The following is a 16,143-nucleotide window of genomic DNA, read 5'->3' on the forward strand; positions in this document are numbered from 1 at the left end:
TCGTCAATTCGATGCGGGTGCGGTGCACGGCATATCGGTGGCTGGCGTTAAGGGGATAACAGCCGGATCACCGGCTGGCTTACCCAGGAGAATGTCATGACCCGCATCGCGAAGATCCTGACCGTGACGGCCGTCGCTTGCGCCGCTCTCGTCCCGGCGCTGGCCGAAGCCCATTCGCACCGCGTGTGCCATTTCGATCACCACCATCACCGCGTGTGCCGCTGGGTCCGTTGACCCGTGGCGCGGTATTCCCGGCATCGCGTCGGGACGTTTTTCCCATTCAGGCAAATCAGGAGAGGACTATGAAAAAGACGATGTTGATCGCCGCGCTCGTCGCGGGCATGGGCATGTCGATCGGTGCGTTCGCACAGGTTCCGGCCAGCGCGCCGGCCGGCACGACCGGGCTGTGCAAGGATGGCTCGTTCTACTCGGGCGCGTCGAAGAAGGGCGCATGCGCCGGTCACAAGGGCGTGAAGACGTGGTACGGCGCATCGTCGGCAGCTGCGGCCAGCGCACCGGCCGCAGCCCCCGCGACCGCGGCTTCCGCTTCCGCCGCATCGGCCGCGGCACCGGCGAAGAGCGCGCCCGCGACGACCGCGGCAGCGGCGCCCGGCGGCGGCGCGGGCAAGGTGTGGGCCAACGACAGCACGAAGGTCTACCACTGCTCGACCGACAAGTACTACGGCAAGACGAAGCACGGCAGCTACATGTCGGAAGCCAATGCGAAGGCGAAGGGCTACCACGCATCGCACGGCAAGGCCTGTTCGTAATATCGACGGCATGCGCGAGCGTTGCCGCTCGCGCACTGACCGGCATCGCGCCCCGCCGTCCGTGCGGGGCGCTTCGTTTTCAACTCCGATGTGCCGCGCCGATTGCTGCCGTACCGCGCGGGTTCAGTGCACGCGATCGGATTGCGTCGCGGCCGCCGCCGCATCGTGATCGGCCGCGCGGGCATCGAGCAATGACCGCAGCGTCACGTAGTGCGCGCCGCTCGCGCCGCCGTCCGTATCGGCGGTGCGATCGTACGGCTCGTTGTCATGGATCGTCGCCCGCACGATCGGATAGATCTGCGTTTCCCAACGGCTGCCGTTGAACACGCCATAGTGGCCCACGCCCGTCTGCACGTGGTGCGTTTTCAGGTACGGCGGCAATCCCGAACACAGATCCTGCGCGGCCATCGTCTGGCCCACGGCGCAGATGTCGTCCTTCTCGCCCTCGATCGTCAGCAGCGCGGTGCGGTGGATCGCGGCCGGTTCCACCAACCGGTCGCCGACCAGCAGCTCGCCGCGCGCGAGCGCGTATTGCTGGAATACTTTCTCGACCGTTTCCAGATAGAACTCCGCGGTGAGATCGGCCGTCGCGAAGTATTCATCGTAGAAGTGGCGCAGCGTGTCGGCTTTCGCGGGGTCGCCTTTCGCACGCTCGTAGTAGAGGTCGGCGAACGAAGCGGCATGGCGGTCGGGATTCATCGACATGAACGCGCCGACCTGCACGAAGCCCGGATACACACAACGCTGCGCGCCGACGAAGCCGGTCGGCACGACGCTGATCAGGTTGCGCGCGAACCATTCGATCGGCCGGCTCGTGGCGAGCGCGTTGACTTTCGTCGGATTCACGCGGCAGTCGATCGGTCCCGCCATCAGCGTCAGGCTCGCGGGTTGGGTCGGATCGCCGGCGGCGGCCATCAGCGCGACGGCCGACAATGCGGCGACGGTCGGCTGGCAGATCGCGAGCACGTGCGCGTCCGGGCCGATCTGGTGAATGAAATCGATCACGTGCCAGACGTATTCGTCGAAGCCGAATCGCCCGGCCGAAAGCGGGATGTCGCGCGGGTTGTGCCAGTCGGTGATGTACACGTCGTGATCGGCCAGCATCGTGGCGACCGTACCACGCAGCAGCGTCGCGAAATGCCCGGACATCGGCGCGACGATCAGCACGCGCGGCTGGCGCGCAACCGGCCGCGCCTTGCGGAAATGCAGCAGCGTGCCGAACGGCGTGGCCGCCGTGGCTTCCTCGACGATCGGCACCGATTCGCCGTCGACGACGACCGACGCGATGCCGAACGGCGGGCGCCGGTGCGAGAACGCGCAGCATTCGAGCAGTTCGCACAGCGCGTCGACCATGCGGCCCGTCGGCGTCGACGTGGCGGCCGGCCACTGCGACATCGTCGCGCGTGTGACTGCCGCCCATGCGCGCGCCGGGCGCAGGCATTCCGCAGACCATTGGTAGTACGGATAGGCAAGCAGGTTCATGTCCGTCGCTCGTTGCGTCACGTTGCATGGAGCGAGGCAAGCCGTGTGCCAGCATGCGGCTGGCACGCGCGTTGCACGCGGTTCGCGAATGCGGCGACGGACACGGCGATACATGCGGTCCCCGTGCAGCCGGGCGACCGAACGCCGCGCGCTGCTGCTGCGGTTCGGGGTAACGGCCGTGCCTCTGCACCAGGCGGCGATGCGCCACTTCGGCGAACGCGCCGCACTGGCGTGGTGCGGTTCGCATGGCGCGGCGTGCCCTTTCGGTGCAGGGGCACGAACGGCAATCAGCGGGAGAGCGACATGGAATCTACCGGGCGGACGACGTTGACCATCAGCAGCCGCAACTACTCGTCGTGGTCGATGCGCGGCTGGCTGCTCGCGAGGCTGAGCGGGCTCGTGTTCGAGACCGTCAGCGTGCCGATCGACGCGGCATCGCGCGCGGAGCTGCTGCTGCTGTCGCCGTCGATCCTCGTGCCGTGCCTGACGCACGACGGCAGCACGGTGTGGGACACGCTCGCGATTGCCGAATACCTGAACGAGATCCGACCGCAGGCGCGGCTGTTGCCGGACGACCGGCATGCGCGCGCGCATTGCCGGTCGATCTGCGGCGAGATGCATTCCGGTTTCAGCGCGCTGCGCTCCGCGTTGCCGATGAACCTGCGCGCGCACTTCCCCGGTTTCCGGATCTGGTCGCGTGCGCAGCACGACATCGAGCGCATCGTGACGATCTGGCGCGATTGTCTGGGCGCGTACGGCGGCCCCTGGCTGTTCGGCGAGCGGATCGGCGTCGCCGATGCGATGTACGCGCCGGTCGTCACGCGATTCCTGACCTACGACGTGAAACTCGAACCCGACATCGCCGAGTACTGCATGCGCATCCTCGCGCATCCGTTCGTCGCGGAGTGGATCGATGCCGCGAAAGCGGAGCAGGAAGACATCGACGAACTGGACATGGAGTTCTGACGCGCGACGCACCTTCGTGCGTTGAGTCGGACGCCGGCACGTCCATCGAAACGAACCGCCGCCGCAACTGCGCAACTCGCAAACGTTTTACGTTGATTTTCGCTGGAAACGAGGACGAATTCCCTAAAGGATGCTGGTGCCGATGACGTTAAACGGGCACGGGGACGACTGTCGATCGCATGCATGCGACATGCGACGCGCAGTCCGCAACAACCAGCGCAGCAGGGGAACCAACTTGAACCGTCAGCAATCTTGGACGCGTACGGCCGCGCCCGGCGAGATCATCTACTCGGAGGGCTTCGCCGGCGAGCCCGTCATCTTTCTGATCGCCGACGGCAAGGTCGAGCTGTCGACGCGCTGCGAAGACAAGCGTGTCGTCGTCGCGACGCTCGGGCGCGGCGAGTTCTTCGGCGAATCCGCGTTGCTCGCTTCCGAGCCGCGCGCGCATACGGCGAAGGCGCTGTCGTTCTGTCAGCTCACGGTCGTGCCGGCCACGCTGCTCGACGAGGAAATCGAGCACGTGTCCGCGCTGCTCCGTCATGTCGTGCGCACGATGATCCGGCGCGTGAAGCGCAAGGACGACCAGCTCGCGACCTACACGCACGCGGATTTCATGCCGGGCGTGCTGTCGTATGCGCATGTGCTGTCGCTGATGGCGGGCGCCGACACGCGCGGATCGGACGACGCGTGGTCGCGGCGGCCGATGCAGGCGCAAGCGGGCGAGGCATCGGTGCCGCTCGCTGACGTGATTCGCCGCTGTCGCGCGATCGCCGGCCATTCGCGCCCGCACGTGCTTGCGATGCTGCGCCGCATGGAGAAGCTCAATCTCGTCACGATCGAAGCCGCGCAGGCGGACCATGCCGGCGGCGCGGCCGATTACACGGCGTCATCGGATGCGCGCCAGGTCGTCACGTTCGATGCCGCGCGCGTGGTCGATCGCGCGCAGCAGGTCGCCGATCACGATCTCGACCTGTCGATCAACAGCGAGCTGGAACTGATCGAGCTGGCCGATCTCGAAGCGCTGATCGGCGTCGACCGGAAGCTGCTGCTCAACAAGCTGTCGCACGGCGAGATCGCCGACGAGGTGTTCGCGTTCCGCAAGTCGAAGGTGCTCGGTTACGTCGAGCAGAAGGGCGTCGCGTATTTCTCGCGGCGCAGCCCGCGCGCCGGCGGCGACGTGCGCGCGCTCGAGGACATCGTGTGGGTCGACCAGCGCACGCTGTTCGACGTGATCAGCGCATTCGATACGTACGATCTCGCGAAGCTGATCGCGAGTCTCGACGATCGCGCGGTGGCCGACAAGCTGTTCTCCGTGATGACGGAAGCGCGGCGCAACGAGGTGTCGTGGGTGATGCGCCGCGAGCTGAAGCTCGACCCGATCGAGATCGAGGAGATCGAACGACGTGTGCTCGATGCCGTGCGCGCGGCCAAGGCGCCGGCGGCAGGCGCGGCACCCATGCCGCTGGCTTCATCCGACGCGTGACGCGCAACCCGACGGAGACACCCATGGACTTGTTGACCCTGGCCGGCGTGCTGCTCGGCGGCGCGGCCATCGTGTTCGGCTTCGCACTGGAAGGCGGACATTTTTCGACGCTGTTCCAGTTCGAGGCGCTCGTGATCGTGCTCGGCGGTACGCTCGGCGCGGTGATGATCCAGAACACGTGGGCGCGGTTCTTCGATGCGGTGAAACAGTTGCGGCTCGCGTTCGTGCGTGCGCAGGAAGTCGACCGCAAGCACCTGACCGACCTGCTGGAGTGGGGCGATCGCGCGAAGCTCGACGGGTTGCTCGCCTTCGAATCGATGGATGTGAGCGGTATCCATCCGTTCGCGCGGCGCGGGCTCGAACTGCTTGCGAACGGCGTGTCGACCGCCGTGCTCGAGGACGCGCTGCACCGCGAGCTCGACGCATACGAGCGCAGCCGGCTCGCGGCCGCGCGCGTGTGGCAGCAGGCCGGCGGCTATGCGCCGACGTTCGGCATTCTTGGCTCGGTGCTCGGGCTGGTCCAGGTGACGAGCCATATTCTCGAACCGGCGCAGCTCGGACCGGGCATCGCGGTCGCGTTCATCGCGACGCTCTACGGCCTCGCGTTCGCGAACCTCGTGTTTCTGCCGCTCTACGGCAAGCTGCGCGCGCAGATCGACAGCGAGTTGCGATTCCGCAAGCTGTATCTCGACGGCCTGCTCGCGATTTCGCGCAAGGAATCGCCGCATACGATCGAGACGCGGCTGACCGGCGACGTGCGCGGCCGCGCGGCGGAGTCCCTCGCATGACGCACCGGGAGCTTCGACATGACCGCTCGAACTGACGGCGCGCGGGCGGGCTCGCTCGCCGCCGATCGCGACGACGAAGGCGAAGGCACGCAGTCCGGACGCTGGCTGATTTCCTACGCGGATCTCATCACGACGCTGATGGTGCTGTTTCTCGCGCTGTACGTGCTGCAGCTCGCGAAATACAACGCGCTCGATGCGCGCTACCAGACGCTTGCACGGCACGACAGCGGGACCGCCAGCGCGCCCGGCGCAGCGATGCCTGAGCGTGCCCCCGCCTGGCTGGCATCGCTCGACGCGCTGAAGTCGAACGGCCGCATCTCGCTCGTGCGCGCGCGGCATGGCATCGAGATCGGCATCGACGCGAAGGTTCTGTTCAACGTCGGCGACGCACGCTTGCTGCCCGATGCGACGCCGGTGCTCGGCCAGATCGCGCAGGCGCTGAGCGAACATGCGACCGGCGACATTCTCGTCGAAGGGCACACCGACAGCGTGCCGATCGCGAATGCGAAATACGAATCGAACTGGGAGCTTTCGTCCGCGCGGGCGGGCAGCGTCGTGCGCTATCTGGCCGATCGTGGCGTCGCCCCGCACCGGCTCGCCGCGATCGGGCGGGCCGATACGCAGCCGCTCGTCGCGGGCGACGATGCGGCCGCCAGGGCGCGCAACCGGCGCGTGACCATCTTCGTCGCGTATTGAGCGTGCGAACCTCGCCAGGCGCGCGACGGTTATCCGTCAACGACATATCCGATCTCGCATGACGAACATGTGAACCCGGCGATGCGATTCCGCGCGCGCCTGCCGATAAACCAAGCTGGCTCAGACCGAGCGGTTATCGAGGGTTCCCCATGCATTTCTGGCGCAAGCTGTCCATTCAGAGCAAGCTGATTCTCAGCATGACGAGCTGCCTGCTCGTGTTCGTCGCGATCTCGAGCGGGTTGAGTGTCCGTCTGATCGGCAACGCCGTGCGCGAGCGCGTCGTCCGCGAAGGGCTGCCGACGGCCGTGAGCGGTATCCGTGCCGACGTGCAGCGGCAGTTGGCCGGGCCGATCGCCGCATCGCGCGTCCTCGCGCGCGATGCGTTCCTGCTGCAATGGGAAGCCGACGGCGAGCCCGACGCCGGCACGCGCAACTGGATCCAGCTGGCGAGGAACGTGAAGGACGAGCAGAAGGCGGCGTCCGTGCAGTGGGTGTCGGTGAAGAGCGGCAACTACTACAACGAGGCCGGCCTGCAGCGGAAGGTCACCGAGAACGATCGATGGCTCGCGACCTTCCTCGCATCGGGCAAGACCTACGACGTGAACATGGATCGCGAGGTCACGGCCGGCGGCTACATGATGTTCATCAACAGCCGCGTGGAACTCGACGGCACGCCGGTCGGCGCGACCGGCATGAGCCTGTCCGTCGACGCGCTCGCGAAGGGGATTGCTGCGTACCGGATCGGCGATACCGGGTTCGCATACCTCGTGCGGCCCGACGGCGCGATCATGATGCATCGCGATACGTCGCTGATCGACGGCAAGCACTTCCTGAAGGACGAACCGGGGCTGCCCGGCGATGCATCGTCGACGTTGCTGGCCGGCCAGCCGTATGCGTACCTGAGCTACGACGGCGACGGCGGTGCGCGCTTCATCGCGACGTCGTTCATTCCGGAGCTGAATGCGTACGTGGTCGTCGAAGTGCCGCAGGCCGAACTGCTCGGCCCGGTGACGCGTGCGATTCGCAGCGCGGCGCTGGTCGCGGCGGTCGCGGGCCTCGGCGTCGCGCTGGTCGTGATCTGGCTGGTCGGGCGCGCGATCGCCGCGCCGATCCGCCGCGCGGCGACGCTGCTGTCGGAGATCGCGAGCGGCCAGGGCGACCTGACGCGCCGGATGACGGTCGAGAGCGAGGACGAGATCGGCCAGCTGTCGGACGCGTTCAACCGCTTCGTGTCGTCGTTGTCGACGCTCGTTCACCGGATTCGCGCGGCGTCCGCGTCGATCGCGACCGGGTCCGCGCAGATCGCGTCGGGCAATGCAGACCTCAGCGAACGGACCGAAGGGCAGTCGAGCAACCTCGAGCGGACGGCTTCGTCGATGGAGGAAATCACGGCGGTCGTGCGCAACAACACCGAAACCGCGACGACGGCCGCGAAGCTGATCACCGGCGCATCCGATACGGCGATGCGTGGCGGACACGTCGTGGGCGAAGTCGTGACGACGATGGAGCAGATCAGCGATGCGTCGCAGCGCATCTCCGAGATCATCGTGATGATCGACAGCATCTCGTTCCAGACGAACATCCTCGCGCTGAACGCGGCGGTCGAGGCCGCACGCGCCGGCGAGCAGGGCCGCGGGTTCGCGGTCGTTGCGTCGGAAGTGCGCAATCTCGCGCAGCGCAGCGCGCAGGCGGCGAAGGAAATCAAGGCATTGATCGAACACAGCGCGGGGACGGTGGACGCCGGGTCGCGGCTCGTCAGCGAGGCCGGGAAGGTGATGAGTGACGTCGTATCGCAGGTGCAGGGCGTCAGCGCGATGATGAGCGAGATCGCCGAAGCGAGCCTGGAACAGAGCGCCGGCATCGACCAGATCGGCGACGCGGTGCAGTCGCTCGATCAGATGACGCAGCAGAATGCGGCGCTGGTGGAGGAAAGCGCGGCGGCAGCGGAAAGCCTGAAGCAGCAGGCGGCGGAACTGACGCAGCTGGTATCGGCATTCAAGGTGGATGAATGACGCGCGCGCGACGTTAGAATGATGCGCTTCTGAGGGACGTCGGCCGCGGGATCGCGGCGGACGTTTTCGCGGTCGGCGCGGGATTCGTTAACGTCATAAAAATGAAGCGCATTTCAAGATTGAAGGTCGGGGTAGGGGCGGTGGTGGTCGCGGCGGTGCTCGGCGCGGTTGGGGCGAAGGTGATCGCATCGCCGGCAGATTCGTATTTTGCGTATCGGAAGAAGGCCGCGGCGGCCGTGGCCGCGGCGCGAACGGAAGATCGACCGAGTGTCGACCAGCAGTACACGGCCGACGTGAATGCGCGGCTCGCGAGGCTCATCGGCACGGTCCGGGCGAAAGGGTTTGCCGCGAAGGCGGCGGGCACGGTGCAGAGCGTCGGCCCCGTCGACGGGATGCCGCCGGGGCCGGACGGGCTGGCCTTCAAGTCGGCCGACGGCAAGACGAATCTCGTCGTGACGACGGTTCCGCTGCTGAAGGCGTGGGCGAGCACGGCGGATGCGGGCATCAAGCCGACGGACGACGTGGCCGCGATTCTCGACAATGAAACGCTTTACACGGACGTATTCGGCGACGACGCCGCGGCGTTTCGCTTCGCCGAGTTGCCCGTCAAGCGGCAGCCGGCCGACGGCGTGGTGAAGGCGTGGCTGCTGGGCGAAAGCCAGGACGGCGTGCCGGACGGGCCGAACACGCTGGCCGTGTCGGTCCGGCAGGGCGAACGGATTTATATCCAGTGGAAGAGCGTGACGCTGCGCCCGATCCTGGCGTGCGGCGCGGAGCGCGTGCCCGAGGACGCGCGGCAGGCGTGTTTCGCCAGACAGGTGGTGTCACAGCGGATCTACCCGCGGCTGATCGCGCAGGCGCAATCGATGGCCGATGCCGTGGTCCGGTAGCGGACGGTAGCCGTCGGCCTGTCGCCCGCCGACCGGATTCAAGGCGACCGCAACGCCTGCAGTCCCAGCGTGAGCGCGTTGAACGGCATCTCCGCAGCGCCCAGCGAAAAGCTCGTCGCATTCGCGGTCGCCCCCGGCGAATGCATCAGCGCGTGAACGATCCGCTCGCTCGCATGGCCGTCGCCATACGGATTGCTCGCGCGCGCCATTTCCTCGTACGCGCTCTCGCTGTCGAACAGCCGCGACGCCTCCCAGACGATTCGTTCCCGGTCCGTGCCGACGAGCCGCGCGGTGCCGGCCTGGATCGCCTCGGGCCGCTCGGTCGTCTCGCGCGTGACCAGCACCGGCTTGCCGAGCGCCGGCCCTTCCTCCTGAATGCCGCCCGAATCGGTGATGATGAAATGCGAGCGCGACATCAAGAATACGAACGAAAGATATTCTTGGGGATCGATCAGGTAAATGTTCGGCACGCTGCCGAGCAGCGCGCGCGCCGGCTCGCGCACGTTCGGATTCAGGTGCAGCGGATAGACGAACTGCGCATCGCGATAGCGGTTCGCGAGCGTGCAGAGCGCCTCGCAGAAATGCCGGAACGGCTCGCCGAAGCTTTCGCGGCGATGGCCGGTGATCAGCACGACGCGGCGGGACGGATCGAGAAAGGGAAAGTGCGCGGCGATCTTGTCGTTGAGCACGGTATCGTGGTCGAGCATGCGTTTGACGTCGTGCAGCGCATCGATCACGGTGTTGCCCGTCATCACGACCGCGCCAACCGGCACGCCTTCGCTGAACAGGTTGTCGCGCGCCTGGCCGGTCGGCGCGAAATGCCATGACGACACCGCATCGGTCACGCGGCGATTCAGCTCCTCCGGCCACGGCGACCAGATATCGCCGCTGCGCAGGCCCGCCTCCACGTGCCCGACCGGCAGATAGCGGTAGAACGCCGCGAGACTGACGGCCAGCGTCGTCGTCGTGTCGCCGTGCACCAGGACGACGTCGGGGCGGAAGTCGTCGAAGACGATCCCGATCGCCTGAAGAATGCCGGTCGTCACGTCGGTCAGCGTCTGGCTCTGGCGCATCAGATTGAGATCGTAGTCTGGCTTGATGTCGAACAAGGTAAGGACCTGATCCAGCATCTCCCGATGCTGGGCGGTCACGCATACGCGGGCGTCGACATCCTTGCGCGACTTCAGCGCGCGGACGAGCGGCGCCATCTTGATGGCTTCCGGCCGAGTCCCGAATACAAGCAAGATCTTCTTCATCGTTATCCTCGTTGAGCATCTTCGCGCCGGAAGACCCGGCACCTGGCGCCAAGCCTGGTTGCAGGCGACTCGTCCCGTCCCGCATGCGGCCACGCCGGCCGGCGTCGGCCGCACGACATGCAGCGGCGCGGCGGGGCGAGCGCACCGTTCTTGTCCGCGCGGTCTCCGCCGCGCAATCGTCGGACTACGGACGCCCCCTTGCATCTCGTCAATCACGTCATTAGCGTTCCTCATTGTGTCGATCGCCACGTCTTTCCGTCACACGATTCGCGTCGCTGCACGCCGGCGCACCAGAAAGGCGATCCCGCTTTCCATACAGCAATATTCAAACCAGCGGCCCCTGCGTCCGGGTCCGATTCGCGCGGCACGCGCGGTTCGTTACGGAACGTTTCACAACTGCTACGGACGCCGGATCGGCGCAAGGGTGCGATGCAGATAAACGGGCGCCCATTCGCGTGAGCAGTGCGGTCGCGACATGCGAAGCGCGGCGGCGTGGATCGAGCGTCGACTACCGCTCGAACGGCATCCATCGTTCGAAGCGCATTGAATCGCTTCGACATGCGAATTTTGTCTGGGCAATGAAAGGCATGTCGCCGATTGTCCGGATCGGGTCGCGGAAAAATGATTTGCCCGTCGTGCCGCATCGCTCGCGCTGCTCGAGCCGACAGGCGCGAAATGTTGCGTATCTGTAACGCGCGGCCGGAATGCGGCGGGTATGCACGCATGACGGCCTTCCAGCGCGCGCCGCAGCGTTGGCGCGGACGTTTTCCGGACATGGCCCGTGCGACGGCGATTCGCGACGGATCGCGTCTCGAAGCCGAAGCGCGCGAGGCGACATACGTGCGATGAACAGACGATTCGTCGCGCAACGCGAACGGATCGCGATGCCGACCGCACATGCCGTGCCAAAGGCTGATTCGCCGGTGAATCAAAAACACTCGGCCGCGGCCCCGGCCGCGCCCGCCGCCTGATCGTGGGTCCTTGCCGCACGGGGCGCGGCGGTCGATGGCTCGCCGCTTGCTTGTTCTGGGCGGACAGGCGCGTTCCGACGTGTTCCAACGACAGCAGACGGGCAGGGACGCCAAAGCAACGAATCCGGAAAGCGGCACGACACGTTCCTCCGGCGCGGAAGACGCCCGCGCTTGCGCGACGAACGTGCGGCCGCTTCCCATTGACATCCGCGCGATGCACGGCCCGGGCGCAAGCGCTCGGCTGCCGCCGTCGCCGGCACGGGGGCAGGACATGAAGAACCGTCGGACGGTGTCGCTCTGCGTCGAGGGCATCCTGCTTTTGATCGTGCTGGCCTGCTCGCAGGTCGTGCACGACACCGCGTTGCGGCCGTTCGCCGACGCGGTGCGCATCGGCGTGCCCGCAGCCGGCGCGGCGGAGCGCAGCGCGGCCTATGCCGGTGCCGCGCCGCTCGCGGTGCGCGCGTCGACCGACGCGGACGCGTTGCTCGGACCGGCGCCGGCCCGTACCGCGCAGGTCACGTTCGATCCCGACGTGCTGTTGATTCCCTGTGTCGCCTACCTGTGGCTGTTCACGCTACTGACCTGCGTCTATGCGGCGCGGCATTACGTGTTCAGTCTCGACCGTCTGTTCAAACCGCAGCACGCGCCTTATCGGGCGGTGACCCACGGCGAATGGCCGCGGCTCACGGTGTTCGTCGCCGCGCACAACGAAGAAGCCGTCGTCGTCGATTGCCTGATGGCGCTGCTCGCGACGACCTATCCGCACGACCGGCTGACGATCATTCCGGTCAACGACCGTTCGACCGACAACACGCGCGCGCTGATCGACGAGGTGCGCGCGCTGGCGCCGGAGCTCATCAAGCCGTTTCATCGCGAGAGCGGCAAGCCGGGCAAGGCAGCCGCGCTGAAGGATGCGCTGCGCTTCATCCGCGGCGACATCATGGTGGTGTTCGATGCCGACTATCTGCCGCGTCCCGGGCTGTTGAAGGAACTCGTCGCGCCGTTCTTCGATCCGGAAGTCGGCGCGGTGATGGGCCGCGTCGTGCCGCAGAACGCCGACAGCAATCTGCTCGCGCGGCTGCTCGATCTCGAGCGCGCGGGCGGCTATCAGGTCAACCAGCAGGCGCGCAACAACCTGAACCTGGTGCCGCAGTACGGCGGCACGGTCGGCGGCATCCGCAAGGGCGCGCTCGATGCGGTCGGCGGATGGTGCGACGACATGCTCGCCGAGGATACCGACATGACCTATCGCCTGCTGCTGAGCGACTGGCGCACGGTCTACCTGAATCACGCCGAATGCTACGAGGAAGTGCCCGAGCGCTGGGCAGTGCGCGCGCGGCAACTGACGCGCTGGGCGAAGGGGCACAACCAGACGCTGCTGCGTTATCTCGGTCCGGTGTTGCGCAATCCGCTGATCTCGCGGCGCTGCCGGCTGGACGGCGCGCTGCTGCTCGGCGTGTTCCTGATGCCTGCACTGCTCGCGATCGCGTGGGGCACCGCGATCACGCTTTATCTGCTCAATGGCGTCAACTCGACGGCGCTCGGCCTGCTCGTGTCGCTGTTCGCGCTGTTCGCGTTCAGCACCTTCGGCAACTTCGGCGTGTTCTTCGAGATCGTCGTCGCCGCGCGGCTCGACGGTCGCGCGACGCGCCTGCGGCTCGTGCCGGTCAACGTGGTCGGTTTTTGCGTGACGATCGCGGCCGTGGTGTCCGCGCTATGGGGGCTCGTGCTCGACGCCGCGTTGCGCCGCGAACTGAAATGGGACAAGACCGAGCGTTTTCGCCGGCAACTGAAACCGGGGCGGTGAACGATGACGACCTTCAATGTGATGGTGCCGGTGGCAGGCGTGCTGAGCCTGCCGTTCCTGCCGTTGCTGCACGAGCTGATCCGGCGCAGCGACGTGGCGGCACTGCCGATCGGCGACGGGCCGTTCGTCGACCAGGCGCTGCTCGCCGCGCGCTGGCGCGATGCGCTGCGCGCGCACGCGGGCGGTGCGCGGCCGGCCGATGCGTCCGCGATGCCGCCGTGGCACGCGCTCGGGCTCCTGGTGCGGCATGACGACGAGATCCGCGTCGTGCACGACGAACATTGCGAAGATGTGCTGTACGCGGATCGCGCGATCACGCTCGACCGTGGCGCGCGGGCCACGTATGCGTTCGCCGAGCAGCGCATCGACGTTCGTGCCGGCGCGACGATCGGCATGCTCGCGCACGCGCCGCAGATCGATGTCGACAGCGCGGTGCTGCGCGGCGTCGTGGTGGGCGGGACGGTATACCTGCATGGCGCCGGCGGCTTCGCGTGCCTGTACGGCGAGCCGATCGTGTTCGGCAAGGCGCCGACGGTGCCGACCGACGATACGGCCGTCGCGCCGCGCCGCGCGATCTCGCTGACCCGCCACTTCTCGACGCTGCCGCATCGCTACGTGCACGGCCGCTACCTGCTGCCCTGCGACGTGCGTCTGCCCGCGCATACGGTCGTGCAGGGGAACCTCGTCGTGGACGGCACGCTGGTGCTCGGCGACGGCTGCGTGCTGCGCGGCGGCGTCAAGGCGCATCGCGTCGAGCTCGAGCGACACGCGTTGCTGCACGGCTCGGTGTTCGCGCGGGACGACGTGCTGCTCGCCAGCGGCAGCTGCATCGACGGCGTCGTGTCGGCCGGTGGCCTGCTGCGCCTGACCGGCGCGCGCATCGGCGTCGCCGGTCATCCTGTCAGCGCCTGTGCGCGCGACGTTTCGGTCGTCGGGCATGCATGCGTGCACGGCGACCTCGTCGCATGCCGCAGCGGCTGGTTCCACGCATCCCGTTAAGGAGCGCCTCCATGTCCGATCGTTCCCGCCGTCGCGGCACGCGCGCACCGGTCGCCGCTCTGGCGGTGCTGTGCGGCGTTGCCGTCGGCCCGCTCCCGGTGCTCGCGGCGCAGCCGGATGACGCCGGTGCGCCGGCACCCGCGCAGTCGCCCACCGCCGCCGCACCCGTCATCGTGCCGCGCACGCTGGACGCGCCCGCGTTCGTGCGCGTGTCCGCCGACGGCCTGCCGGACGGCACGCCGCTCGCCGAATTCTCGCCTGACGATACGAACCGGCCGCCGTTGCCCGACGCCGTGATCGCGCACGTGCAGGCGCCGAGCGAACCGCATGCCGAGATGTCGCTCGGCGTGTCCAGCGCGCACCTGACGCACGGGTATGGCGACTGGTACGGCGTGCACGTGCGCGGCGTCTATCAGGACGGCGGCCGCACGATACTCGGCGAGCTGGCGCAACTGCATCGCTTCGGCGAGAACACGCAGCTCGGCGCACTGACGTACGTGCAGGACCTGGGACCGGACTGGTTCGGCGGGATCGGCTTTTCCGGCACGACGTCCGGGACGATCCTGCCGAGCGCGCGCGTCGATCTCTCGATCAACCGCAAGCTGTTGTCCAACCGGTCGCTGATCGTGTCGCTGGGCGCCGGCTATGCATGGAACCGCAGCGGCCACCGGGATCAGCTGTATCACGCCGGCGTGATCTGGTATGCGCTGCCGAAGTGGATCTTCGAGGCGGGTACGAACTACACGGTCGATTCGCCGGGGTCGGTGAAGGCGCCGCAATACTACGGCGCCGTCACCTACGGCGAGGTCGGAAAGAGCGTGATCGTGCTGCGTGGCGGGTTCGGCCGCGAGGCGTATCAGGTCACCGGATCCGGTTCGCAGATCGCCGATTTCCGCAGTCACGAAGTGATCGCGAAATGGCGCTACTGGTTCACGCGCAAGTGGGGTACGCAACTCGAATTCGACTACTACCATAACCCTTACTATTCACGGATCGGCGGCGAGCTGAGCGTGTTCTATCGCTGGTAACGGGAACGGGCGCCATGCAGACGCATCCCGTCCGTCCTCCCGTCGACCGTTCGCTGCGGATCCATCCGCATCCACAGCGCTGGCTGAAGTCGATCGTGCTGCTGACCCCGACGCTCTATGCGTTGCTGTGGCTCGGCCTGCCGCTCGCGTGGCGCTACTGGCGCGCGGTCATGGCGTGGGGGGCGCACGAGATCGATCCGGCACTGCACGTGATCGTGATCGGCTACCCGCCCGATGCGCCGCGCGTCCCGCTGCTGTCGATCGACCTCGCCGCGCGAATGCCGAGCGGGACGCAGCTTGCCGTGACCGCGGTGCTTTGCGCGATCGGCTTCGGCGCGTCGTTCTTCCGGCGTGCGAACTGGTTGCCCGTTGCATATCTGTTACGTATCGCGAGCTTCACTCAGCTGCTGATCTGCGCGTATTTCTGGCTCGCACCGGGCGCGTTCCCATATGTGCCGATGCTGCATCTGCGTGACATGTTCGTACTGCACGGCGCGGCGATCGCGCTGATTCCGCTGGTGATGGCGGCGCTTTACTACCCGCTCGATTTCACGCCGCTGCAGAAGATCGCCGCATCGCTTCTCGTGGTCGGCTACTTCGTGTTCGCGCTGCCGTTCGTGATGCTGCTGCACGCGGTCGTCATCCATCATGGCTCGCTGCTGTTCCTGCCGTTCTGCTATTTCCTGCTCGGCGGCCCGCTCCTGATCGGCCTGCTCGTCACGCTCTATACCTACTGCGCGAGCTGGCCCGGCTCGCTGACGAATCCGTCCGACGATTCGTGCTAAACGCCGCCGTATCAGTGATGAAACGATTCGGCCGCGTTTTTCGCCGCACCGCACGGCACGCGACGCACCGAGCGAGCACGACAGGGCTTCCGGAGCCAATGGCACGTTGTTCGCTTCTCTCCCTGCGTCGCATCGATTCTTTTCCAACGGAGAAGACGGGCCGGCCGCCGATGGCCGACGTCGATCGATGCTCGACGAACTGGGCAGCCG

The 16,143-nt window shown here is 67.1% G+C and carries 14 protein-coding genes; 12 read left to right on the top strand and 2 right to left on the bottom strand.

The window, feature by feature from the left end; translation table 11 throughout:
• The first annotated feature begins 96 nt into the window (after positions 1-96).
• Together WS87_RS34025 and WS87_RS19615 are read left to right on the top strand one after the other, a co-directional pair.
• Positions 97-234, top strand: coding sequence for an HHHH-motif protein (locus tag WS87_RS34025; RefSeq protein ID WP_167359252.1), 138 nt, complete (start codon positions 97-99; stop codon positions 232-234).
• Between the two features lie 68 nt (positions 235-302).
• Positions 303-770, top strand: a complete 468-nt coding sequence (locus WS87_RS19615; protein WP_059818691.1) for a DUF3761 domain-containing protein — start codon at positions 303-305, stop codon at positions 768-770.
• Between the two features lie 123 nt (positions 771-893).
• Here the strand turns inward: WS87_RS19615 and WS87_RS19620 are convergent, their stop codons facing one another.
• Complete coding sequence (locus tag WS87_RS19620) at positions 894-2,252, bottom strand: polyhydroxyalkanoate depolymerase (RefSeq protein WP_059818692.1); 1,359 nt, start codon at positions 2,250-2,252, stop codon at positions 894-896.
• 303 nt (positions 2,253-2,555) lie between these two features.
• Between WS87_RS19620 and WS87_RS19625 the strand changes: the two genes are divergently transcribed.
• The 6 genes from WS87_RS19625 (at position 2,556) to WS87_RS19650 (ending at position 9,087) form a co-directional block, all read left to right on the top strand.
• Complete coding sequence (locus WS87_RS19625) at positions 2,556-3,218, top strand: glutathione S-transferase family protein (protein WP_059818693.1); 663 nt, start codon at positions 2,556-2,558, stop codon at positions 3,216-3,218.
• 235 nt (positions 3,219-3,453) lie between these two features.
• Positions 3,454-4,701, top strand: coding sequence for a Crp/Fnr family transcriptional regulator (locus WS87_RS19630; RefSeq protein ID WP_059819607.1), 1,248 nt, complete (start codon positions 3,454-3,456; stop codon positions 4,699-4,701).
• A 23-nt stretch (positions 4,702-4,724) separates the two neighbouring features.
• On the top strand, positions 4,725-5,489 hold the full coding sequence (locus tag WS87_RS19635; RefSeq protein ID WP_059531800.1) for a flagellar motor protein: 765 nt from the start codon (positions 4,725-4,727) through the stop codon (positions 5,487-5,489).
• Positions 5,490-5,507: 18 nt separating this feature from the next.
• The gene (locus tag WS87_RS19640; RefSeq protein ID WP_059818694.1) at positions 5,508-6,185 is read left to right on the top strand and encodes an OmpA/MotB family protein; all 678 of its coding nucleotides are present in this window, start codon (positions 5,508-5,510) and stop codon (positions 6,183-6,185) included.
• A 149-nt stretch (positions 6,186-6,334) separates the two neighbouring features.
• Positions 6,335-8,197, top strand: coding sequence for a methyl-accepting chemotaxis protein (locus tag WS87_RS19645; protein ID WP_059818695.1), 1,863 nt, complete (start codon positions 6,335-6,337; stop codon positions 8,195-8,197).
• A gap of 101 nt (positions 8,198-8,298) precedes the next feature.
• Positions 8,299-9,087 (top strand): hypothetical protein, encoded by a 789-nt coding sequence (locus WS87_RS19650; protein ID WP_059818696.1) that lies wholly within the window; start codon positions 8,299-8,301, stop codon positions 9,085-9,087.
• A gap of 38 nt (positions 9,088-9,125) precedes the next feature.
• Here WS87_RS19650 and wecB read toward each other — a convergent pair whose 3' ends face one another.
• Positions 9,126-10,343, bottom strand: a complete 1,218-nt coding sequence (wecB, locus tag WS87_RS19655) for a non-hydrolyzing UDP-N-acetylglucosamine 2-epimerase (protein ID WP_059818697.1) — start codon at positions 10,341-10,343, stop codon at positions 9,126-9,128.
• Positions 10,344-11,585: 1,242 nt separating this feature from the next.
• Here wecB and WS87_RS19660 point away from each other — a divergent pair.
• The 4 genes from WS87_RS19660 to WS87_RS19675 are packed head-to-tail and all read left to right on the top strand — an operon-like array spanning position 11,586 to position 15,933.
• Positions 11,586-13,121 carry a glycosyltransferase family 2 protein gene (locus tag WS87_RS19660; protein WP_059819608.1) on the top strand — a complete coding sequence of 512 codons (1,536 nt, stop codon included), beginning with the start codon at positions 11,586-11,588 and terminating at the stop codon, positions 13,119-13,121.
• 3 nt (positions 13,122-13,124) lie between these two features.
• Complete coding sequence (locus tag WS87_RS19665; protein WP_059818698.1) at positions 13,125-14,120, top strand: polymer-forming cytoskeletal protein; 996 nt, start codon at positions 13,125-13,127, stop codon at positions 14,118-14,120.
• An 11-nt stretch (positions 14,121-14,131) separates the two neighbouring features.
• Complete coding sequence (locus tag WS87_RS19670; RefSeq protein ID WP_059818699.1) at positions 14,132-15,148, top strand: YaiO family outer membrane beta-barrel protein; 1,017 nt, start codon at positions 14,132-14,134, stop codon at positions 15,146-15,148.
• Positions 15,149-15,162: 14 nt separating this feature from the next.
• A complete protein-coding gene (locus WS87_RS19675) occupies positions 15,163-15,933 on the top strand; it encodes a hypothetical protein (RefSeq protein ID WP_059818700.1) in 771 nt (256 codons plus the stop codon).
• Positions 15,934-16,143 lie beyond the last annotated feature (210 nt).

The sequence above is a fragment of the Burkholderia sp. MSMB0856 genome (assembly GCF_001524645.2).
GTDB lineage: Bacteria > Pseudomonadota > Gammaproteobacteria > Burkholderiales > Burkholderiaceae > Burkholderia > Burkholderia diffusa.

Bases quoted from the DNA above. Each gene is read 5' to 3' on its own strand.
- WS87_RS19645 (WP_059818695.1), top strand. From the start codon at position 6,335: ATGCATTTCTGGCGCAAGCTGTCCATTCAGAGCAAGCTGATTCTCAGC.
- wecB (WP_059818697.1), bottom strand. From the start codon at position 10,343: ATGAAGAAGATCTTGCTTGTATTCGGGACTCGGCCGGAAGCCATCAAG.
- WS87_RS19615 (WP_059818691.1), top strand. From the start codon at position 303: ATGAAAAAGACGATGTTGATCGCCGCGCTCGTCGCGGGCATGGGCATG.
- WS87_RS19665 (WP_059818698.1), top strand. From the start codon at position 13,125: ATGACGACCTTCAATGTGATGGTGCCGGTGGCAGGCGTGCTGAGCCTG.
- WS87_RS19620 (WP_059818692.1), bottom strand. From the start codon at position 2,252: ATGAACCTGCTTGCCTATCCGTACTACCAATGGTCTGCGGAATGCCTG.
- WS87_RS19650 (WP_059818696.1), top strand. From the start codon at position 8,299: ATGAAGCGCATTTCAAGATTGAAGGTCGGGGTAGGGGCGGTGGTGGTC.
- WS87_RS19660 (WP_059819608.1), top strand. From the start codon at position 11,586: ATGAAGAACCGTCGGACGGTGTCGCTCTGCGTCGAGGGCATCCTGCTT.
- WS87_RS19640 (WP_059818694.1), top strand. From the start codon at position 5,508: ATGACCGCTCGAACTGACGGCGCGCGGGCGGGCTCGCTCGCCGCCGAT.
- WS87_RS19670 (WP_059818699.1), top strand. From the start codon at position 14,132: ATGTCCGATCGTTCCCGCCGTCGCGGCACGCGCGCACCGGTCGCCGCT.
- WS87_RS19625 (WP_059818693.1), top strand. From the start codon at position 2,556: ATGGAATCTACCGGGCGGACGACGTTGACCATCAGCAGCCGCAACTAC.
- WS87_RS19635 (WP_059531800.1), top strand. From the start codon at position 4,725: ATGGACTTGTTGACCCTGGCCGGCGTGCTGCTCGGCGGCGCGGCCATC.
- WS87_RS34025 (WP_167359252.1), top strand. From the start codon at position 97: ATGACCCGCATCGCGAAGATCCTGACCGTGACGGCCGTCGCTTGCGCC.
- WS87_RS19675 (WP_059818700.1), top strand. From the start codon at position 15,163: ATGCAGACGCATCCCGTCCGTCCTCCCGTCGACCGTTCGCTGCGGATC.